Source organism: Nonomuraea sp. NPDC052116 (genome assembly GCF_040680035.1).
Classification (GTDB): Bacteria; Actinomycetota; Actinomycetes; order Streptosporangiales; family Streptosporangiaceae; genus Nonomuraea; species Nonomuraea angiospora_A.
Window position 1 is genome coordinate 236,332 of the sequence record NZ_JBFAWA010000014.1, and the last position, 21,081, is coordinate 257,412.

Annotated in this window: 19 protein-coding genes; 6 read left to right on the forward strand and 13 right to left on the reverse strand. The window is 71.8% G+C overall.

The annotated features are described in order from the left end of the window. The first annotated feature begins 71 nt into the window (after positions 1-71). The 3 genes from AB0L65_RS27205 (at position 72) to AB0L65_RS27215 (ending at position 3,867) form a co-directional block, all read left to right on the forward strand. Positions 72-2,867 (forward strand): AAA family ATPase, encoded by a 2,796-nt coding sequence (locus tag AB0L65_RS27205; RefSeq protein ID WP_364250378.1) that lies wholly within the window; start codon positions 72-74, stop codon positions 2,865-2,867. A 170-nt stretch (positions 2,868-3,037) separates the two neighbouring features. After that, entirely contained in the window at positions 3,038-3,397 is a 360-nt protein-coding gene (locus tag AB0L65_RS27210) for a metalloregulator ArsR/SmtB family transcription factor (protein WP_364250381.1), read from the forward strand. Further along, entirely contained in the window at positions 3,394-3,867 is a 474-nt protein-coding gene (locus AB0L65_RS27215; protein ID WP_364250384.1) for an SRPBCC domain-containing protein, read from the forward strand. The genes AB0L65_RS27210 and AB0L65_RS27215 overlap by 4 nt, the downstream gene beginning before the upstream one ends. Before the next feature lie 117 nt (positions 3,868-3,984). On the opposite strand, the gene AB0L65_RS27220 is transcribed toward AB0L65_RS27215, so the two are convergent. Then, entirely contained in the window at positions 3,985-4,587 is a 603-nt protein-coding gene (locus tag AB0L65_RS27220; protein WP_364250387.1) for a TetR/AcrR family transcriptional regulator, read from the reverse strand. Positions 4,588-4,622: 35 nt separating this feature from the next. Here AB0L65_RS27220 and AB0L65_RS27225 point away from each other — a divergent pair, with 35 nt between their 5' ends. Continuing rightward, positions 4,623-4,991 (forward strand): hypothetical protein, encoded by a 369-nt coding sequence (locus tag AB0L65_RS27225; protein WP_363985331.1) that lies wholly within the window; start codon positions 4,623-4,625, stop codon positions 4,989-4,991. Positions 4,992-5,102: 111 nt separating this feature from the next. Here the strand turns inward: AB0L65_RS27225 and AB0L65_RS27230 are convergent, their stop codons facing one another. From AB0L65_RS27230 to AB0L65_RS27275, 10 genes are all read right to left on the reverse strand, one after another. Then, entirely contained in the window at positions 5,103-5,780 is a 678-nt protein-coding gene (locus tag AB0L65_RS27230) for an ATP-binding cassette domain-containing protein (RefSeq protein ID WP_355211588.1), read from the reverse strand. Beyond that, entirely contained in the window at positions 5,777-7,660 is a 1,884-nt protein-coding gene (locus AB0L65_RS27235; RefSeq protein WP_364250390.1) for a dipeptide/oligopeptide/nickel ABC transporter permease/ATP-binding protein, read from the reverse strand. Before AB0L65_RS27235 ends, AB0L65_RS27230 begins: the two co-directional genes overlap by 4 nt. Next, the gene (locus tag AB0L65_RS27240; protein WP_364250393.1) at positions 7,660-8,667 is read right to left on the reverse strand and encodes an ABC transporter permease; all 1,008 of its coding nucleotides are present in this window, start codon (positions 8,665-8,667) and stop codon (positions 7,660-7,662) included. Before AB0L65_RS27240 ends, AB0L65_RS27235 begins: the two co-directional genes overlap by 1 nt. Further along, positions 8,667-10,250: an ABC transporter substrate-binding protein gene (locus tag AB0L65_RS27245; protein ID WP_364250396.1), complete on the reverse strand. Its 1,584-nt coding sequence runs from the start codon at positions 10,248-10,250 to the stop codon at positions 8,667-8,669. Before AB0L65_RS27245 ends, AB0L65_RS27240 begins: the two co-directional genes overlap by 1 nt. A 97-nt stretch (positions 10,251-10,347) precedes the next feature. Further along, positions 10,348-11,616, reverse strand: a complete 1,269-nt coding sequence (locus AB0L65_RS27250) for a helix-turn-helix domain-containing protein (RefSeq protein WP_364250399.1) — start codon at positions 11,614-11,616, stop codon at positions 10,348-10,350. 29 nt (positions 11,617-11,645) lie between these two features. Continuing rightward, positions 11,646-12,488, reverse strand: coding sequence for a serine hydrolase (locus tag AB0L65_RS27255; RefSeq protein WP_364250402.1), 843 nt, complete (start codon positions 12,486-12,488; stop codon positions 11,646-11,648). After that, entirely contained in the window at positions 12,481-13,794 is a 1,314-nt protein-coding gene (locus AB0L65_RS27260) for a serine hydrolase domain-containing protein (protein ID WP_364250405.1), read from the reverse strand. The genes AB0L65_RS27255 and AB0L65_RS27260 overlap by 8 nt, the downstream gene beginning before the upstream one ends. Positions 13,795-13,804: 10 nt before the next feature. Beyond that, positions 13,805-15,118, reverse strand: a complete 1,314-nt coding sequence (locus AB0L65_RS27265) for a serine hydrolase domain-containing protein (RefSeq protein ID WP_364250408.1) — start codon at positions 15,116-15,118, stop codon at positions 13,805-13,807. Then, entirely contained in the window at positions 15,082-17,013 is a 1,932-nt protein-coding gene (locus AB0L65_RS27270) for a S9 family peptidase (protein WP_364250411.1), read from the reverse strand. Before AB0L65_RS27270 ends, AB0L65_RS27265 begins: the two co-directional genes overlap by 37 nt. Positions 17,014-17,203: 190 nt before the next feature. Then, positions 17,204-17,692 carry a hypothetical protein gene (locus AB0L65_RS27275; protein ID WP_364250414.1) on the reverse strand — a complete coding sequence of 163 codons (489 nt, stop codon included), beginning with the start codon at positions 17,690-17,692 and terminating at the stop codon, positions 17,204-17,206. A 51-nt stretch (positions 17,693-17,743) separates the two neighbouring features. On the opposite strand from AB0L65_RS27275, the gene AB0L65_RS27280 reads away from it, so the two are divergent. Together AB0L65_RS27280 and AB0L65_RS27285 are read left to right on the forward strand one after the other, a co-directional pair. Beyond that, positions 17,744-18,043 (forward strand): YbaB/EbfC family nucleoid-associated protein, encoded by a 300-nt coding sequence (locus tag AB0L65_RS27280; protein ID WP_364250417.1) that lies wholly within the window; start codon positions 17,744-17,746, stop codon positions 18,041-18,043. 136 nt (positions 18,044-18,179) lie between these two features. Continuing rightward, a complete protein-coding gene (locus AB0L65_RS27285; protein WP_364250420.1) occupies positions 18,180-19,664 on the forward strand; it encodes an alpha/beta fold hydrolase in 1,485 nt (494 codons plus the stop codon). On the opposite strand, the gene AB0L65_RS27290 is transcribed toward AB0L65_RS27285, so the two are convergent. Together AB0L65_RS27290 and AB0L65_RS27295 are read right to left on the reverse strand one after the other, a co-directional pair. After that, complete coding sequence (locus AB0L65_RS27290; protein ID WP_364250423.1) at positions 19,661-20,593, reverse strand: hypothetical protein; 933 nt, start codon at positions 20,591-20,593, stop codon at positions 19,661-19,663. The two genes, AB0L65_RS27285 and AB0L65_RS27290, sit on opposite strands and share 4 nt — an antisense overlap. Next, positions 20,590-21,060: a heme-degrading domain-containing protein gene (locus AB0L65_RS27295; protein WP_364250426.1), complete on the reverse strand. Its 471-nt coding sequence runs from the start codon at positions 21,058-21,060 to the stop codon at positions 20,590-20,592. The genes AB0L65_RS27290 and AB0L65_RS27295 overlap by 4 nt, the downstream gene beginning before the upstream one ends. Positions 21,061-21,081 lie beyond the last annotated feature (21 nt).

Consider the following 21,081-nt stretch of genomic DNA (forward strand, 5'->3'; position numbering starts at 1 on the left):
CGCCGGACACATCGGGCGAATGCCCTATCCGGCATCCCTAGGTTTCATCCCGATCTGAGAGCCTGTGTCCCATGGTCTTCGTAGGCAGGGACGCGGAGCTGACCGCCCTGGGTGCGGCCTACGCGCATGCCCGGGAAGGCTCTCCCGCCACCGTGCTGCTCGGCGGCGAAGCCGGGGTGGGCAAGACCCGGCTGATCGCCGAGTTCGCGGCGCCGCTGGCAGGAGAGGCGTGGCTGCTCTCGGGAGACTGCCCCCAGGTGGGCGAGAACGGCCTGGCGTTCGCGCCGTTCACCGCCATGCTGCGCCGCCTGCTGCGCGAGATCGGCGCGGACGGCCTCCTCCGCCTCCTGCCCCGTGGCGAGCCCGGTGAGCTGGGCAGGCTGCTGCCGCTCCTGGGCCGGCCCGCAGGCGACGGCGATCCCGCTCTGACGCAGGCACGGCTCTTCGAAGAGTTCCTCACCCTGTTCGAGAACCTCGCCGAGGACCGGCCCTTGGTGATCGTCGCCGAGGACGCGCACTGGAGCGATCGCTCCAGCCGGGAGCTGCTCGACTTCCTCATCAGGAACCAGCAGGCGGCGGCGGCGTTCCTCATGGTCGTGACCTATCGGAGCGACCACCTGCACCGGACGCATCCGCTCCGCCCCGTGCTGGCCGAATGGGATCGCCGGCCGTGGACGACCCGGATGGAGCTCGGCCGGCTCAGCAGGGGCGAGGTGGTCGGGCAGCTTCGCGGCCTGCTCGGCGGCGAGCCGGCCCCCGCGGTCATCGAGGACGTCGTCCGGCGCAGCGAGGGCAACCCGCTGTTCGTCGAGGCGCTGTCGGCCCGGGCGGGCGCGCCGGTGCCCGCGTCCATTCGCGACCTGCTGATCACGCCGCTCGACGGGCTCCCGCGGGAGACCCGCCGGGTGGTCCACGCCGCGGCCGTCGGCGGCGCCCGGATCGGCCACGCGCTGCTGCGCACCGTCACGGGGCTGGACGACGCCGGCCTCACCGACGCGCTGCGCCCCGCGGTGAGCGCGAACCTCCTGCTGATCGAGGAGGAGGTGTACGCGTTCCGTCACACGCTGATCCAGGAGGTGCTCCACGACGACGTGCTTCCCGGGGAACGCGGGCACCTTCACGTACGCTATGCCGAAGCCCTGGAGACGGACCCGGAGCTCGCCCCGCTGGGCCGGGCGGCGTACGAGTCCGCCCTGCACTGGCACGCCGCCAAACGCCATCCGGCCAGGACACTGGCGGCCGCCCGCCGCGCCGCCGCCGAGGCCGCGGCGTCCCTGGCACACGCGGAACACCTGCACATGCTGCTTCGCGTGCTGGAGCTGTGGGAGCAGGCACCCGATCCGGCCACCTCCAAGGCCGGCGTGCTCGACGAAGCGATACGCGCCGCCATCGCCGCAGGCGAGAACTCGACCGCCGTCCAGCTGGTCGAGACAGCGCTCTCGACCGATGCCGAGCCCGCGCGGGCCGGCTGGCTGATCGCCCACCGCGGCGAGCTGCGCCACCTCCTCGGCCTGCCGGGCGACCTGGACGACCTACGCGAAGCCGCCCGTCTGACACCGGGCGCGCATCCGGCACGCGCGACCGTACTGAATCTGCTCGCCAATCGCCTCCTCACGGTCCCGCTGGAAGAGGAGGGCCGCGTCGCCGCCCGCGAGGCGCTGGAAGCGGCGCGGGCCGCGGGCGATGCCAGGGCCGAGGTCATGGCCACCGTCAACCTGACGTACGCGCGGGCCCGCGCCGGCGACCTCGACGCGCAGCTTCCTCACCTGATCACCGCCCAGGCGACGGCCCGCCGCATCGGTGACGAGGGCGCGCTCCTGCACGCCTGTCGCTGTGAGGCGGACGTCCTGCAGGGCGCCGGCAGGTACGCGGAGGCGGCCGAGGCGGCCCGCCAGGGACTCGCCGCCGCCACGCGGGCGGGTCTCGCCCGCACAGCGGGTCCGATCCACGCGGGCAACCTCGCGGAGGCGCTGATCGCGCTGGGCCGGTGGGACGAGGCCGCCGAGATCGTCGAACACGCCCTGCGGGTCACCCCGACACCCAGCCTTCGCGCGTACCTGATGGTGCTGACCGGCACGATCGCGCTGGCCAGAGGCGACCTCGCAGGCGCCGAGCACGCCGCGACCCACGCCCGCGAGGTCTTCACCAGAGGCACGTCCTATGCCCAGGACCACCTGTTGCTGGTGCGCCTGGAAGTGGATCTGCGCAGAGCGCAGGGGCGCACGGCCGACGCCGCGCGACTCGTGGAGGAGGCGCTGGGCAGCGGAAGAACGAGCCCGCGCTACCTGTGGCCGGTGATCGAGGCGGGCGCGTCCCTGCCCGTACCCGGCCTGGCCGAGACCGCGGCCGCGTTGCCGGCGATCGGGCCCGTCCAGGAGGCCCACCGCCTCGCCTGCACCGCCGCGACCGGACAGCCGGACCTCTGGGCCCGCGTCGCGGCCGCGTGGAGAGCTCTTCGCCAGCCATACCCCCAGGCTCTGGCCCTGCTGCGGGCCGCGGAACACGCCGCGGAGACGGGAGACCGCTCCGCGGCCTCCTCCCATCTGACCGACGCCTCCCGGGAGGCGGGCCGCCTGCGGGCAGGTCCCCTGAGCGCCCGGATCGAACGGCTGGCGCGCCTGGCCCGGATCCCCCTCGCCGTGCAGGTCGAGGCCGAGCCGGCCGAGGAGCGCGAGTTCGGCCTCACGCCGCGCGAGCGGGACGTGCTGCGCCTGGTCGCCGACGGCCGTACCAATCGGCAGATCGCCGAGGAGCTGTTCATCTCGGTCAAGACGGCGGGCGCGCACGTGAGCAACATCCTCGCCAAGCTCGGCGTACGCAGCCGCGTCCAAGCCGCCACGGCCGCCCACCGGCACGAGTTGATCTAGTTCTTCCGAAGGCAGGATCGCCTCACGGGCGGCCGCCGCGTTGAGGTGCGTCAGCGCCTGCGACGGTGGCGCTCGTCATCCTCGGTGTCCGGGCCGCCGCGGCGTAGGCGCCGCTTTCCGGATCGCCGCGCTTATTGCACCAATCGGTTCAGTGTCGTAAAGTAAACCATATGGTTCAGCAAGAGGTCCTCGATCGCACGTTCTCCGCCCTCGCGGACGGGACCCGGCGGCAGATACTCATCCGGCTCGGCCAGGGTCCCGCCACGATCGGCGAGCTGGCCGAACCCTTCGGCATGTCGCTCACCGGCATGAAGAAGCACGTGCACGTCCTGGAGAACGCCGGACTGGTCACGACGGAGAAGGTCGGCCGATCGCGGCAGTGCCGGCTGGGAGCCGAGCGCCTGGAGGACGCCATGTCGTGGATCACGTTCTACCAGCGCCTGTGGGAGCGCCGGCTCGACGGCCTCGACGCCTACTTCACCCTCAAGAACGCCCCTGAGGCGAACACCGGGAAGGACACCGAGCGATGACGCGGAACGACACCGAGGCCATCCAGTTGCGCAAGACCCGCGTGCTGCCCGCGACCCCCGAGGAGGTCTTCGACGCCTACACCGACGCCGAGAAGCAGAAGATCTGGTTCAGCATCCTCGACGAGGAGCCCGGCATCGTCGAGATCGAGGTCGACCTGCGCGTCGGAGGCCGGCAGACCGCGGTCTGGGGACCGGACGCCGACAACCTGTTCCGTGAGACGCAGACCTTCCTGGAGATCGACCGCCCGCACCGCCTGCTCACCGAGTCCACCGGCAGCACTCCCGACGGCATGACCATGACCACCACTGTCGAGGTCACCTTCGAGGAGCACGAGGGCGGCACCCTGCTCACGGTCGTGCAGAGCGGCTTCCCGGCGCCCGAGATCCGCGACTTCTTCGTCAAGCAGGTCTGGGTTGGAGCGCTCGACCGGATCGAGGCGTACCTGCGCCGCACGGGACAGCCGTCCTGACGCAGAACACGGTGGACGCGATCACCCTCGCCGGCTTCACCTCCGTGCCGCTGCTCGTCGGGATGACCCTGGCGGCAGGCGCCTGAGCCATGTGTGACCGGGACCGGGTCGCAGGGTTCAGGAACGGGGACGGTGTTCGTCGAGGGCCGTGGTGAGCAGTGCCCGGGCTGACCACCGCATGGTGTCCGCCGCCTGCTGCCGGGTGAGACCGGCGATGTCGGTGAGCCAGATCAGCGATTCGATGCCCGTGGCCGAGCGGATGGTCACGGCCAGCCGGCGGACGTCCAGGCCGGGGTGGGTGTCGCGGAGCGGGGCCAGGGCGTCTTCGATCCAGCCGATGGCCCGCCCACCGCGCAGTGCCGGCTGGCCGGTCTCGGGTTGCAGGGACAGGCGCAGCGAGGCACGCAATTGCGGCTCCCAGTCGACGGTGAGCTGGGTGAAGGCGGTCATCACCAGGTCCAGCCGGGCCACCGGGTCGGCAGGCGGATCTGGGGGCAGCAGGGATGCCTGCTCGATCTGGGGGTGGGCGGCGGCCAGCAGGGCGTGCTGGTTGGGGAAGTACCGGTAGGCGGTGGTGCGGGAGATCCCGGCCGCGGCGGCGGCGTCTTCGACGGTGGGGTCGGCGCCTTCGGCCAGCAGGTAGCGGGCGGCCTCGACCAGGGATCGGCGGGTGCGGGCCTTCTGCTGTCGGCGGCCGGTCAGCTCATATGGTACTGACATGCCCATCATGGTACCGTCATCCCATGTAGTCGTTGATGAGCCGAAGCCTCTGCGAGGTGTTCATGAGCGCCGATCCCGCGGTGACGAATCCGGATCTGTACACGGTGGTCTTCGAGAACGAGCGGGTCAGGGTGCTCCGCTACCGGGACCGGCCAGGGGATGCGACCTCCCCGCACGAGCATCCCGACAGCGTGATGGTCACGTTGTCGTCCTTCACCCGCCGCCTCACCTCGGGCGGGCATCAGGTCGAGCTCGCGCTGGAGGCGGGGCAGGTGCGGTGGCTGAGCGCACAAGAGCACGCCGGGCAGAACATCGGCGACACCGAAACGTACGCGATCTTCGTCGAGCTCAAGGAAGCGGCGAGCGCGGTCCCGGCCCGGACAGCGCTCGGCCCTGAGACGTAAGGGGGTCAGAAGTCGGCCGGCCGGGCACGCCGCGGTGGCGATCGCTCTCCGGACCGGGCGTCGCGCCGATCCCGGAGGTGCTCGACGAGGTGACCGCCTCCACCGCGTGGATCAGCCTCTGAGTCGCGGCACCGCCGCCAGCAGCGCGCGCGTGTAGTCATGCGCCGGCTCGCCGACGACCTGCTCGGCGGGTCCGTGCTCGACGATCCGGCCGTGGTGCATGACGGCTATCGTGTCGGCGACGTACCGGACGACAGCCAGGTTGTGCGAGATGAACAACATCGACAGTCCGAGTTCGTCGCGCAGCCCGCGGACCAGGTTGAGCACGGCCCCTTGGACCGACACGTCGAGCGAGCCGGTGATCTCGTCGGCGACCAGCAGGGCGGGGTCGCCGCCCAGGGCACGGGCGATCGCCACCCGCTGCCGCTGACCGCCCGACAGCTCGCGCGGGTAACGCCCGGCCAGCTCGGCGGGCAGTTGGACGAGACCGAGCAGCCGCGGCACCTCCGTGGCACGGCGGCGCTTCTCGATGCCTTCCCCGACCGTCTCGCCGATCGTCATGCGCGGGTCCAGCGACGCGTACGGATCCTGGAACACCATCTGGATCCGCGGCGCTCCCTCGATCCCGCCCGTGTAGGGCACGAGCCCGCTCACGGCCCTGGCCAGCGACGACTTGCCCGATCCCGACTCGCCGACGAGGCCCACGACGTGGCCGTCGGGGATCTCCAGGGTGACGTCGTCGACCGCGGTGAAGCCGCCGTAGCGCACGGTCAGCCCTTCGATCCTCACGAGGTGACCTCCCAGCAGGCGACCCGCTGCCGCGGGCCATGGACCACGAGTTCGGGACGTTCCGTCCGGCATTGTTCGGTGGCGAGCGAGCACCGGTCGGCGAACGCGCAGCCCGCGCCGACCTGCGCCGGGGCCGGCTGGGTGCCGGGGATGCCGGCCAACGGGCGGCTCCGGTCGGTGTCGAGATCGGGCAGGGACGCGATGAGCGCCTTGGTGTAGGGGTGCGCGGCACCGTCGGCGAGCCGGTCGGCGGGCAGTTCCTCGACCACCCGGCCCGCGTACATGACCACGACGCGGTCGCACAGCTCGCCGACGACGGCGATGTCGTGGGAGATGAACAGCAGGGCCGCGCCCGTCTCCTCGACGACCTCGCGCAGCAGCCGCAGGATCTGCCGCTGCACGGTCACGTCGAGGGCGGTCGTGGGCTCGTCGGCGATGATCAGGCGTGGCGTGCCCATGAGGCCCATCGCGATGACCGCGCGCTGGCGCATGCCGCCGGACAGCTCGTGCGGATGCTGGACGGCGTGCTTGGCGGGGTCGGGCAGCTGGACGTGGCGCAGCCGGTCGACGGCGCGGCGGCGGGCGTCCGCGCGGCTCGCGCCCTGGTGGACGACGGCCACCTCGGCGAGCTGGCCGCCGACTTTCAGCGCGGGGTTGAGCGAGGCCATCGGGTCCTGGAACACCATGGCGAGCGCGGTGCCCAGTTCCTTGCCGGACATGGTGGCGACGTCGGCGCCGCCGAGGACCAGCCGGCCGTACGTCACTGATCCGGGATAGGGAACGAGGCCGCCGATGGCGGCGGCGGTCAGGCTCTTGCCGCTGCCGGACTCTCCCACCAGGCCGACGATCTCCCCCGGCGTCACGGTCAGAGACAGCTCGCGTACGGGGGTCGAACCGCCCGGGAACGAGACGGTCAGGTCGCGGACCTCGAGGACGGCGTCCGGGTCCGGCTGCCCGGCCGGTTCCGGTGGCTCAGGGCCGACGCCGTCGCGCTGCCCGGCCGAGGATCGGGCGGCGGCCCTGGCCAGGGTGTCGCCCAGCAGGTTGAAGCCGATGCCGGCCAGCGCGACGGCCGCCGCTGGACCGACCGCGACCACGGGCGTGACGTAGATCCGCGCGAACCCGTCGAACAGCAGGCGCCCCCAGTCGAACTCCGGTGGCTGCACGCCGAGGCCCAGGAACGACATGCCGGCCAGGCCGAGCAGCGCGCCGCCGAGCGACTGGGCGAGGTTGAGGATGAGCGGTTCGGCGATGTTGGGCAGAATGTGCCGGGCGAGGATGCGGCGGCGGGGCACGCCGAGCATGCGGGCCGCGGCCACGTAGTCGGCGCCGGCGACCGAGGCGGCCAGCGTCTGGGTGAGCCGCGCGAAGCCGGGCGCGATGGCCACGCCGATCCCGAGCACCGCACCACGCGCGCCGAGCCCGCTGACCACCGCCGTGAACATGGCCAGCAGCAGGCCGGGGAAGGCCACCAGGGCGTTGACCGTGCCGGTGACCATCCGGGCGGCCCGGCGGGGCAGCACGGACGGGAGCGCGCCGAGCAGGATGCCCCCGACGGCGCCGATGAGCGTGGCCGCCAGCGCCAGGGCCAGCGAGTAACGGCCCGCCACCAGGACCCGGGCGAGCAGGTCGCGGCCCAGGTTGTCGGTGCCGAGCGGGTGTTCGGCGGAGGCGCCCTGGAGGATGGCGCCGGCGTCGATGCGTTCCGCGGCCTCGCCCCAGATGATGGGCCCGGCCACGGCCAGCACTGCCATGAGCAGCACCAGCACGCCGCCGATCAGCGCCGGGGCACTGCGCCACAGGCCGCCCCGGGACCTCGGCCCCTTCTTCGCGTGGCCGTCCACGGCCCGGGGGCCGTCCGGTGCCGTCCTGGCCCACATCAGGCCGAGACCTCCTTGATCTCCGAGGTGGGATCGAGCGCCCCGAGCACCAGGTCCACGACGAGGTTCACGACCAGCACGATGGCGCCGTACACGAGGATCACCGCCTGCGCGACCGGGTAGTCCTTCTGCGTGATCGACTCGACGATCTTCAGGCCGAGTCCGGGCCAGGCGAAGACGTACTCGACCAGGACGCTGCCCGCGATCAGCGAGGTCAGCAGCAGGCCGCCCACGGTCAGGGTGGCCGTGAGCGTGTTGGGCAGCACGTGCCGCAGGTGGAGCCGGGCCGCGGGCAGCCGCTTGGCGCGGGCCAGGCGCACGTAGTCGGTGCCCAGCTCTCGCAGGGTCTCGACGCGGGTGATCCGGGCGATCATGGCGATCGGCCCGGCCGACAGAGCTGCGACGGGCAGCACGTACGTCAGCGGCCCGGCCTTGCCCGCGGGCGGGAACCAGCCGAGGCCGACGGCCAGCGCGGCCACCAGCGCGATCGAGTACAGGAACTCGGGCACGGCCACGGCGGTGCCGGTGACCGTGCCGAAGGCCAGGTCGGTGCCGCGGTTGCGGCCGTTCTCGGTGCGTACGGCGGCCCACATGCCCAGCGGCACCGCCACGATCAGCGCCACGGCGGTGGCCAGGAGGGCCAGAGTCAGGGTGTTCGGCAGGCGGGCCGCGATGACGTCGCCCACCGCCTCCCCCGTCAGGAAGGACGTGCCGAAGTCCCCGGTCAGGACATGGCCGACGTACGTGACGAACTGCTCAGGCAGGGGGCGGTCGAGACCGAGCGCGGCCGTACGGGCCTCTATCAGCTCGATCGGGGCGGCCGGCCCGAGCGAGGCGCGCACCGGGTCGCCCGGGATGAGGTGGATCATCGCGAACGCCGCCACCAGCAGCGCCGCCAGCGACACGGCGAACCGCACGATCCGGCGCACGGCCGTACGCAGCGTCCTGCGCACGGTCGTGCTTCCCGCCTTGCTGCCCGGGCGCCGCGTGGTCCGGGGGTCGCTCACTAGTCTCCTTGCGTGAGGCGGATCGAGGTGGGCACCAGGCTCCCGGCCGTGGTGCGGAACGTGGCGCCCTTGCCGGCCAGCAGCGCCGTGTTGTCCACCACGGGCACCAGGTCGGCGTTTTCGAACAGGGCCGACTCCGACTCCAGCCACACCGGGCAGGCCTCGGCGGCGGGGAGCTTGCTCGCCTTGGAGACGAGCTCCTCGTAGCGCTTGTTGGCCAGGTGGGCGAAGTTGGCGCCCTTGGGGGCGGACGGCCCCGACAGGAAGCCGACGAGCTGGCTGGGCAGGGTGACGCCGATCGGCAGCCACACGACGTCCCAGTCCTGGGTGGCGTTGAGCGACTCCGACAGCTTGGTGTCGATCACGCCGTTCAGCTTCACCTCGACGCCGAGCTTCTTCCACGCCTCCGCCATGTACTCGGCGGCGGCCTGGAAGCCGGGGCCGCGGGTGGTGGCGTACATGTAGCGCAGGCTGAGCCGCTTGCCGTCCTTGGCCCGGAAACCGTCGGCGCCGAGCTTCCACCCGGCCGCGTCGAGCGCGGCCGCGGCGGCCGTGGCGTCGTAGCCGGGCACGTGCCCGGCTACGGAGTCGCCCGGGCAGGGACGGGGCGCGAGGACCAGGCCGGTGGCCGGCTTGCCGGTGCCGCCGGAGGCGATGCCGACCAGCTCCTGGAGGTTGAGCGCCCGTGTGAGGGCCTTGCGGACCTCCGGGTCGCGGGCCGGCCGGTCTTCGCCCTGGTGATAGAAGAACTGGCCGTTGCCCACCGTGATCGACTGTTTGGTCACGCCCGGGGACGCCTCGACGCGGGACCGGTCGGCACCGTTGAAGAGGGCGCCGTTGAGGGAGCCGGCGATGAGCAGGTTGGCGGAGGTCTGCTCGTTCGGCACGACCTTCATCACGACCGTCTCCGGCAGGTCCTTGGCGGTGGCGCCGGCGGGACCCCAGGCGTAGTCGCGGCGGACCTTGAACGTGTAGTGGTCGCTGGGGACGGCCTCGGTGAGCTGGTAAGGCCCGCTGCCGGAGGTGGCCCGAGCGATCGAGGCACGGTCCTTCACCCCCTTTCCGCAGACGATGAACATCGTCCGCGTGCTCTCCAGGATGAAGCTGAACGGCTCGGGCATGGACAGGGTCACGGTGCCGGCGCCGTCGTCGGCCTTCGCCTTCATGCCCGTGGGCACCAGCACGCCGTAGATCGGCGACTTGGCGGCGGGGTCGGCGATGTGGTTGACGTTGTCGGCCACGTTCGAGGGGGTCACCGGGGAGCCGTCCGAGCAGGTGACCCCCTTCCGCAGGGTGAAGGTGACTGATTCGGGCTTGACGTCCCACTTCTCGGCCAGCTCGGGGATGATCTTCCCTGATTCGTCGACGGAGACGAGCGTGTCGTAAGCCAGCGCGAGCACGTTGTTGGTGACGGTCAGCACGCCCGTGGCCGGGTCGAGGACACCGGGATCGGCCGGGATCGCGAACGTGAAGGTGCCGCCAGTGGCCGGCTTGCCCTGCTGCTCGGGACCGCTCGTCGTGCCTCCGCACGCGGCCGTGAGCAGAGCGAGCCCGGCCAGGGCCGCGACTGCTGGTTTTGTCATGAGGACTCCAGACGAGCACGGGGGGTGTGCACAACCTTCCTGCCTGCGCAGATCCGGTTCTATGTGCCCGCACACGAAAAAGCCGGGAAGGCTCGTGCTAGCGACCGAAGATCCGCATCTGCAGCATCGCGGTGAGCCGGGCGTCGGGGTCGGACAGGTCGAGGCCGCTGATCTCGACCAGGCGCTTGAGCCGGTAGCGGAAGGTGTTGGCGTGCACGTGCACCTGGGCACTGGCCGCGTTGACGTCGCCGAACGCGTCGAGGTAGGCCCGCAGGGTAGGGGCCAGCTCGGTGCCGTGCTCGGCGTCGTGGTCGAGCAACCGCTGGTAGGGACCGGTGGGCGTCTGCTCCTCGGCCGCGGCCACGTCGGCGACCTGCAGCAGCAGCGACTCGAAGTGCACGGTCGTGTAGCCGGCGACCTGGCCGGTGGTGCCGCGGGCGCCCAGCACGCGCAGCGCCCGGTCGGCGTCCGCGCGCGACCTGGCCACCTGGGAAAGGTTGGCGGCCAGGCGTCCCACGCCGATGTTGGCGGCATGGCGGGGCCCGACCCTGGCCAGGAAGCTCTCCGCCACGCGTACGGCCCGCGCCTCCTCGTCTCCCATCGAGTGCAGCGGCAGCACGGCATACGCGACGGAGCCGACGAGCGCGGCGGCGGCCTTGGGGTGGATGGCGGCGACGTGGAGCGCCAGCGCGTCGCAGAACCGCTGCCGATCGCTCTCGCCGCGGGCGGGATCGGCGGCGGCGTCGTCCGTGACGAGCTGGGCGGCCAGCACGCAGAGCCGGGCGGTGGCGATGCCGAGCCGCCCTGCCGCCTCGGGCGCGTCGCCGCCGCCGGCCAGCACGGTGGACAGCAGGTCGGCGCGCAGGCGCCGCTGGGTATCGGCCCCGGCCCGCTCGCGCAGCAGCTGCAGCGCGACGATCTTGGCGGCGTCGGCGAGCGCGCGTTCGCGCTGCTCGCTGAGCGGCTCGCGTACGACCACCCAGATCGAGCCGAGAATTTCGTCGCCGCTGCGCACGGCCACGGCGGCCCGGTTGATCACACCCTCGTCGTCGAGCTCCATGTAGACGGGCGCGCGGCTCTGGTAGAGCTGTTTGAAGAAGCCGCGCTCGTCGAGCATCCGCAGGTAGCGCTCGGGCACCTGACGGCCGAGGACGGTCTCCACCCGGCCCGGGTCGGCCTCGTCCTGCCGGCCGGAGAAGGCGAGCACGCGGGACGACCTGTCCTCGATGGTGACGGGCGCGTCGAGCAGCGCGCAGACGGCGTTGGCCAGCGAGAACAGGTCACCGGGTGAGGCCGCCACGTCGAGGACGGTGGTGCCGAGGTCCTGCAGGATCCGTCCCAGGCTGGCACGGGGACGGTTCCTCACACGGTCACGATAGTCCACGAAAACCGACATCAGCGGAGCCGGTCGACGGCCAGGCGGGCGGCACGGCCGATGGCGGCGTCCGCGGCGGGCAGGCGGGACCGGATGACGTCACTTCGTACGAACACGGCGACGGCGTACCGCTTGCCGTCGGGGTACTCGACGACGCCCGACTCGTTGCGGATGCCCCACAGGCTGCCTGTCTTGCCCGACACCTTCACCTCGTCGGGGAAGCCGGCGGCCAGCCGGTGCGGCCAGATCTGCTCGCCCATGACCTTCCGCACCTCGGCGCACGCCTCGGAAGGGCCGGCCTGGTCGCGCCAGATGAGGCTCAGCAGCGTGGTGATCTCGCGCGGGGTGCCGGCGGTGGTGCGGGCCGGGTCGCGTACGGCCATGGCCCGCAGCTCGTCCTCGGTGGCGGCGTCCCAGTCCGCGCCGATGTCCTCGGTGACCTGCCGGAAAAGCTCCGCGCACCCGCCTATGAGCCGCGTGCGGCTCAACCCGAGCGTGGCGAGGGTGCCGTTGACCCGGTCGAGCCCGACGCGGCGGAGCAGCACGTCGGTCGCCGCGTTGTCGGACATCGTGATCATGAAATGGGCCAGGTCGCGCAGGGTGAGCGACACGTCGTCGAGGCAGCCGGAGGTGCCGATGCCGCCGTCCTTGTCGGCCGCGGTGACGGTGAGCCGCTCGCCGCGGGCGATCTCGCCCGCGGCGGCCTGCCGGGCGTACTCCAGCGCGATCGCGATCTTGAAGACCGAGGCGAGCACGACGGGTTCGTCTGGGTCCAGCCCGATCTCGGCGTCGCCGTCCACGTCTCGGGCGTGCAGGAAGCCCCGCACGCCCGCCTCGTCGAAGGCCTCCCGCAGGTCAGGCACGGGCCACCGCACGGCCGTTGTGCAGGTAGGCGGCCGTCCCGTCCCGCATCACGAACGTGACCACATCGTACCGGCCGCCCTCGGCCTCGACGGCGATGAACGACTCGCCGTGAAGGTGCACGTACCGGGTGGTCGTGCGGGTGGAGCCCATGCTCTCCATGAGCGGGCCGGGGATGAGCGTGACGTCCAGGCCGTCTCCGGCGGCGGCGACCTCGTAGCCGAGCTGCGGGCCGGTGTAGCGGCCCGCGTACGAGGCGCCGTCCACGGGCTTCGGCGCCTGCGGCGGCAGGGGCCGCGCGGGCATCGTCAGGCCGGTCGCCTCCTCGATGACCGGCCGCGCCACGTCGTCCATGAGGCCGAAGAACGAGCCGCCGTTCCCGCTCATCGCGATCACGAAGCCCGATTCGGGAACGACGCGCCAGAACGTGCTCTGCCCGGGCGTGCCGCCGTCGTGGCCGAACGCGCCCCAGCCGAACAGCTCCACTCCGAGACCCCAGCGGTCGGCCAGCGCGCCGCCCACCCCGGGCACGTGGATCTGCGGTGTGAGCATCGCGGCCACCGACTCCTCCGACAGCAGCCGGGTGCCGTTCGGCGCCAGGCCGCCGGCCGCCAGAGCCCGGCCGAACACGACCAGCTCGCGCGGCGCCAGGCACATGGTGGAGCCGGCCGGAGCGTTGGAGCGGGGCATCTGCCAGCGGGGGTAGACGGCGGCGTCCGGCCCGACGTGCCCCGCCGACGCGCGGAAGAGCACGGCCTCCTCACCGAACAGCGCCGCGTGCGTGGCGCCCAAGGGGGTGAGCAGGCGCTCGCGCATCACCTGCTCCCAGGTGCCGCCGCGCAGCCTGGCCACCAGCGCGCCGAGCACGCAGTAGCCGGCGTTGCAGTAGGAGAACAGCTCGCCCGGCTCGTGCACGTGCCCCGCGGTGCGCAGGTGCTCGAGGAACGTGTCCAGGCAGTCGTCGCCGCGCCCGGTGTCCTCGAACACGTCGCCGTCGAAGCCGGCCGTGTGCATGAGCAGCTGCCGGACGGTGACGCCGCCGAACGCGAAGTCCGGCAGGTGCTCCCCCACCGGTTGGTCGAGCTCGACCAGGCCGTCCTCCACGAGCTGCATGACCAGCGCCGCCGTCCACACCTTCGTGGTGGAGCCGACCTGGAACACGCTGTCCTTCGTGGTCTCCACGCCGGTGGCCGTGTTGACCACGCCCGTGGCGGCCTCGTGCAGCTCGCCGTCGTGCCACACCGCGACGGCCGCGCCGGGCACGCCATGCTCGCGCGCCGCCTCGGCGAGGTGATCCCGCAGGTCCATGTCCATCTCCTCAGCCGACTTTGGGAGTGGCGCGGGCGCCCATGTGCATGTACAGAGTGCCATCGGCCAGCTCGAAGAACACGGCCGCCATCCAGTCGCGGGTGCCCGGCGCCTGGAACAGGAACAGGTTCTCGTCGACCGGGACGAAGTCGGACTCCTCGGGCTCGTGCAGGGCGGCCAGCTCGCCGGTGGCCTCCAGGCGCAGGCGGGCCTTGCCGTCGTCGAGCAGGCTCACCGTGATCCGGGCGCCGGCCCGCTCGTAGACGCCCGCGTACGGCGCGACGTCCACGCCGGCCGGCGTCTCCGGCAGGGACGGCGCGGGCGGCACGGTCAGGCCGTCGAGCTCGGCGAACAACTCCGTGGCCACGGCTCGGGTGAACTCGCCGCTGCGGCCCCCGTTGGCGGTCACGCAGACGACGGTCCCGGTGCCGGGCACGGCCCACAGCATGGCGTGCTGGCCGATGGTGTTGCCGCCGTGGGAGATGACCTTGTGCCCGCTCCACTCGTCGATGATCCAGCCGATGCCCCACTGCCTGCCCAGCGTGTACGGGTTGGGGATGTCGACCTGCGGCTCCCACATGGCGGCCGGGTTCTCCAGCAGGCCGCCCGCCAGGTGGGCGCGGCCGAAGGCGACCACGTCGGCCGGGCGGGCGCAGATCAGCCCGGCCGGGCCCATCGACCGCATGAGGCCCCACACGGGGGTGGTCTCGCCGTCCTCGTGGCCCATCGCGGCGCGGAAGCGCAGCACGTCCTCCGACAGCGTCCAGGTGTGGGTGAGGCCGAGCGGCTCGCAGATGCCCTCGCGCAGGACGTCGTCCCAGCGCTTGCCGGTCAGTCGCTCCAGCACCCGGCCCGCGATGACGAACCCGGAGTTGCAGTAGGACTGGGTGACGCCGAGCGGGTGGTTCTGTGCCAGGGTCGCGCAGGCCTCCACGTACTTCTCCACGCAGTCGTCGCCGCGGCCCGTGTCGATGAACTGGTCGCCGTCGATGCCGCTGGTGTGGGAGAGCAGGTGCCTGATCGTCACGTTCTTGGTGACCTCGGGGTCGGCCACCCTGAACTCGGGCAGCACCTCGACGACCGGCGTGTCCAGCGTGAGGCGGCCCTGCTCGACCTGCTGCATGATCAGAGTCGCGGTCCACACCTTGGTGACCGAGCCGATCTGGTAGAGCGCGTCGGTGGTCGCCTCGACGCCGGTGTCGACGTTCAGCGTGCCGGCCGCGAACTCGTGCAGCTCGCCCTGGTGCCAGTACGCCAGCGCCGAGCCGGGAACCTCGTACTCGGCGATCAGCTCGGCGAGCCGCTGACCCATTGCTCCAGCCACGCGATGATCCTTTCGTTGTAGTCGTACCTGTGCGAGGGGCGCCCGCTCAGGATGAACAGATGGCTCGCGCCGGGATAGCGCACCAGCTCGACCGGCACCCGGCGCTCGCGCAGCGCGGTGAACCACTGTTCGGCCTGGCCGACGGGACAGCGGTCGTCGTCCTGGCCGTGCAGGATGAGCGTCGGGGCGGTGACCTCCGCGACGTGCGTGATCGGCGACTGGGCGGCCAGGTCACCGGCGTACTCGTGCACCTTCATCAGGTGGCCGAGGTCGGAGGTGCCGCTCAGGCTCGTCAGGTCGCTCACGCAGCCGCCCGGGATCGCGGCCTTGAACCTGCCGGTGGTGGCCGACAGCCAGCAGCTCATGTAGCCGCCGTAGCTGTAGCCGGTGACGGCGAGCCGGTCGGGGTCGGCGACGCCGTCGGCGACCAGGACGTCGATGGGGGCGAGCAGGTCCTGGGCGTCGCTCACCCCCCAGGCGCCGAGGGAGGCGGTGTAGAAGTCCTCGCCGTACCCGTCGCTGGCGCGCGGGTTGACGGTGAGGACGGTCCAGCCGCGGGCGGCGAGGAGCTGGTGGTAGAGGTGGATGCCGTCGAAGACGGGCGACCAGGCGTTGTGCGGGCCACCGTGCACGTCGAGCAGCAGGGGGCCGGGCGTCCGCGCGGTCTCGTCGCGCAGGACGAAACCCTCGATCTGGGTGCCGTCGGGGGCGGTGAACGTGCGGCGGCGGGCGGTGAACAACTCGACGTCGTCGAGGCCGTAGTCGGTGAGCCGGGATATATCCGGCGCTGACGCGCCAGATATATCCGATATTTCGCCCGACGTCACTTTTTTCGTGCTTGGGGTCGTCAGGTAGACGTCTCCCGCGCTGTGCTGCGTCGCCGCGACGTACGCGACCGCCCCCGCCGCCGTGCTGATCCCCGAGATGTTGACCTCACCGGGCACCACCCGCTCGCCGGGCGCCCCGTCGGAGACACGGTAGAGGTGCGTCGAGCCACCATCGCGCGCACAGAACAGCAGGTCCTCGCCGAGCAGCGCCGGGGTGCCGCCGGGGTAGCCGGGGGCGCCGGTCATGACATTCCGATCGAGGGCCGTCTCCACCTCGGCCCACCCGCCAGGGCCGAGCGCGAACAGCCGTTCGTGCCCCGCCACGGCGCCTTTCAGCCCCGCGACGACCAGCCGGTCGCCGAGCCACCAGACGCCGCCGCAGATGAGGCCGGGATCCGTCAGCCGCTCAGGCACACCACCCTTGGCCGCTTCGACGGCGTACGCGGCCCCGCCCGCCTCCAGGTCACGGTCGGCGTCCATGGCGGCGGCGAACGCCAGGCGCAGGCCGTCGGGCGACCACGACGGCTCGCCCGCGTGGAAGTCGCCCTGGGTGACCTGGACGGTCTCGCCTCCGGCCAGGTCCATGACGAACAGGTGCCTGGTCAGGCCGCGCAGCAGCCCGGCGCCGTCGGCTTTGTGGTCGAGCCGGCCGGTCACGACAGGGGCGTTCGGGTCGGGCATCCCGCCGTCCTCACCCGTTCCGACGGGTGCGGCGAACGCGATGCGGGAGCCGTCCGGAGACCAGACGGGCGCGCCGGCGCCGAGCTTCGCGGAGGTCACCGGTGCCGGCTCGCCGCCGTCCATCGGCAACAGGTGGACCTGCGGCCTGCCGTCCACCGGCCGCAGGAACGCCAGCGTCCGGCCGTCCGGCGACCACCGCGCGGCACTGCCCGTGGCGAGGCGCCGGGGCTCGGTGCCGGGAGCGGCCAGCCAGATCTCGGTGCGGTTCTCGTCAGAGTCCCGGACGGCGGTCGTCAGGGTGTACGCCACCGCTCCCCCGTCGGGACGCACCTGGGGATCGGAAGGGATGGCGAGGCGGTACAGGTCGTCGAGCGCGAGATGCGGCATGAACGAACCGTAAGCCTCCGCCGTCCGGGCATCTTCGGTGCTCCCGACGAACGACGCTGCCCGGCTTGTGCGGGAGCCCAACGTCCGGACCGTCCCGGAGCGAAATCAGGCGCCCCGACGGCTTCCTGTCGCCCTTGCCATGCACACCGGCATCACCCGGTCGACCCGGCGATCCTCGAGCGAACGTGGTTCAAGAACCGCCCTCACGCAGTCGCTCCAGCCGTTCCTGGGCGAACGAGCGGATCTCCCCTTCCTCGACCATCAGCGCGTGCTCCAGGAGGCTCGTGTCCTCCTCGTCGGACAGGCTCGCGGCGGCCGCCGCGGCGAACAGCCGGGTCCTCGGGTCACCTGCTTCCAGCCGGATGACGATGCCGGCCAGGTCGGGCTCCTCGCCGTCCTGGAGGATCAGCCACTCGGCCAGCTCCTTGACCTGACCGACGGGCAGGCATGACTCCCCTGCCGCAAGCTGCTCGATCGAGGCGTCGGTCAGGAACTCCAGGACCTTCCAGCGGACGGCGCTGTCGGGATCAAGGCTCAGGTTCATGACCTGCGCGATGATGGGCCCGTGCCGTTCGTCGGCGTTCGCCAGCGCGACGGCGATCGCGAAGTATCGGACGTTGCGGATCGGGCTGGACAGGAGGGCCGGGAGCTCCTCCATCATCGGGGCGGCCAGCTCCACCACCTCCGACAGCAGCCAGGCGCCCGTCCGGACGACCGCCTCGTTGTCACTGTGGCCGCGTTGGAGGCGGCCCAGGAGGAACTCGACAAGATCGTCGGCACGGCCAAGGGCCGGTCAGGTCACGTCGAGGCGTCCGTGAACCCCGAAGGCCGCGTGCTGAACCTCTCCTTCGCCCACCGCGCCCTGCGCATGAGCAGCCAGGACCTGGCCGAGGAGGTCGTGGCGACCCTCGCCCTGGCGGGCGCCGATGCCGAGCGCCAGGTCAACGCCCTCCTGCGCGAAGTCCTTCCCGGATACGACCCGGAGCAGGCCGCCGCCGACCTCCAGCGCCTCATCAGCGACTGGCGCTGACCTACGACTTTACGCTGCTACTAATGAATATGATATGCGTAAAAATGGATGTAGCGCCGCAAGTCTGTAGAAAGTAGGCTCATGATCTTTGGAGCCAACGGCGTCACCGAGCCGGCCGATCAACGATAGGAGCCCTGTGCCAAGAAGAACTTCCCTGTTAGCCACCGCCCTCGTGGTGTTCGCGACGTTGTTGACCGCTCCGATGGCCAACGCGACGGTGACCGGAGAGGATGTCACGGATGCCGTCGGCAAGCGCGGCATCACCTGGGGGCCGTGCGAGGAGGAGCCCACCGTCGAATGCGGCCTGCTGGCCGTGCCGATCGACTGGTCCAACCCGAACGGACCCACCGTCAACCTGACCCTCGCCCGGCGCAAGGCCGCCGACCCCTCCGCGCGGATCGGATCCCTGCTGACCAACCCGGGCGGACCCGGCAACTCCGGCGTGAACGACATCCTCCGCCCCTCCGGCTTCAGCGAGGACGTCCAGCGGCGGTTCGACATCGTCGGCTACGACCCCCGGGGCGTTGCCCGCAGCGGCTCGGTGACCTGCTCGGCTTCGGTGTACAACGAGATGCCGTACCCGGTCATGACCAGCCAGGCCGACTACGACAAGTGGGTCGCCTTCAACAAGAAGCTGCGCGCGGACTGCCGCAAGCTCACCGGCCCCCTGTACGACCACATCGACTCGGCCAACGTGGCGCGTGACATGGACGCCATCCGCGCCGCGCTCGGCGAGGAGAAGCTGACCTCGTACGGCGTCTCCTACGGAACGCTCGCCCAGCAGATGTACGCCGAGCTCTTCCCGAACCGGATCCGGGCCATGGTGCTGGACAGCAACATGGACCACAGCCTGAACGTCAAGGCGTTCCAGGTGACCGAGGCGGCCACCGTCCAGGACAGCTTCGCCGAGTTCGTCGCCTGGTGTGACCGGAGCACGGACTGCGTCCTGCACGGGCGCGACGTCCGGGCGCTGTGGAAGGGACTGCTCGAGAAGGCGGACCGCGGCGAGCTGTACTGGCCGGGCGTCACCGACCGCCCGGTGAGCGCTCACAACCTCCTCTGGCTGGGCGTGGTGCTCAACGAGGCGCCCGCCTGGAGGCAGGAGGCCAAGGTGCTCCTCGCCCTGGACGGCGGGCCGGTGCCGGACGACATGCCGGGGCCTCCCGGCAACGGGCCCGTGGGCGGCGAGTTCGCCGAACTCCCCACCGCGATCCTCTGCGAGGACTTCAACCTGTCGCTCCGGAACTACGACGAGTACGCCGACGTGATGCGCAGCTCCAACGCGGTGGCTCCGGACCTGCGGTACAACCCGATGCCGATGGGCGACATGCCGATCTGCCAGGGCCACCCGGTCAACAACCCGCAGCACCGGCTGCGGTACACGGGTAGCGCTCCGCTGCTGGTGGGCACCTCCATGCACGACCCCGACACACCGTACGAATGGTCGGCCAACGTGGCCCGCCAGCTCGGCTCCAAGGCCACGCTGCTCACGTACGAGGGATGGGGCCACGGCGTCTACGGCATGACCCAGTGCACCACGGCCGCCATGGACGACTACCTGATCTCGCTGACCGTGCCCGCGCGGGGCACCCGCTGCCCGGCGGAAGAACCCCAAGGCTAGAGGTTCTCCAGGTCGTTCCGGGAGCCTGTGGGGTAGTCCACGAACGCGAACGCCGACCCGTCGGGCGCCCAGCTGGGGACGTTGATCGTGCCCTGCCCACCGTGCAGCGCCACCAGCGTCTCCGGCTCCTGCCAGGCGCCGACCGACACGAGCCGCAGCTCGACGGGGAGGTCGGCGGGGTGCCCGGTCGTGCCGGGCGGGTAGCTGAGGTACACGGCGACATCGCCGGTGGGCGCGACGTGCGGGAACCAGTTCACCCGCTCGTCGAAGGTGAGCTGCTCCAGCCCGGTCCCGTCCGGCCGCACCCGGGCCAGCTGCGCGTGCCCCGGGGCGGTGGAGAACTGTTCGGTGTTGAACACGATCCACTCGCCCTCGGGCGTCCACTCGCACCCGTCCGCCGGGCCCGGGTCGGTGGTGACCGCGACGTCGTCCTGCCCGTCCAGCCCGACGGTGTGGATGGTGGCCGACGCCCACCAGTTGTCGCCTTCCGGTTCCAGGCGCACGTAGCCGAGGCGCCGCCCGTCGGGGCTGATGCCGTGCAGGAAGTGCATCCCCCCGTCCTCGACGGTCACCCGGCGAGCCGCCCCGCCGGCGAGAGGGGCCTCCCAGATGTGCCAGTCGTTCGCGGAGGCGAACACTGTGACGCCATCGGGGGCGAGCACGTGGTCGTTGTTGACGTCGGGCAGGCCCGTCACAGGGACCTGACGTGGCGGCGCGGAACCGTCAGCGGGGCCGTCGGCGGGCAGGAGCCAGAGCCTGCCGTCACCGTTGACGAGCAACTGCCCGTCCGTCGTCCAGTTCGGCGCCTCGTAGAGCCGGTCGCGGGACTCGAACACGGTACGCACGGTGCGGGTCGCGCGGTCCCAGACGCGGATGCGCGCGGACTGACCAGGCCGCAGCACCCGCTGGGGGATCTTCTCGTCACTCACTTTCCGGCCTCCTCCGCGAGGTGAGCCCGGATCCCGGCGACGATGAGGTCATGGTCCTCCATCGATGACAGGCCGGACGCGGTCGCGGCGGCGACGACACCGACCCCGCGGACCCGGATGGGGAACGATCCGCCGGTGACCGCGTAGTCCGCACCCAGCCATCCGACCGCCGCCGGATCCACACCGGCAGCGGACAGGCGAGCATCGACCAGGGCGCTGCTGCTCTCCATGCGCAGCACCACCGCGGCCTTGCGGGCGATCCACACGTCCTGGTCAGGGGTGATGCCCGGCAGCGCGGCGCGGAACAGGATCAGACCGGGCCGGCGGATGTCGATGCCGACCTTGTGCCCGGCTTCCTGCGCGATCGCGGTGATGCGGGAGCCCAGCCGCCAGGCGTCGGCGTGGTCGAACGCGTCGAAAACCAGCTCCTGTTCCTGCTGCTCCAGCGCGGTGATCAGATCCGTCATGGGCAGGCTCTCCCTCGGGTC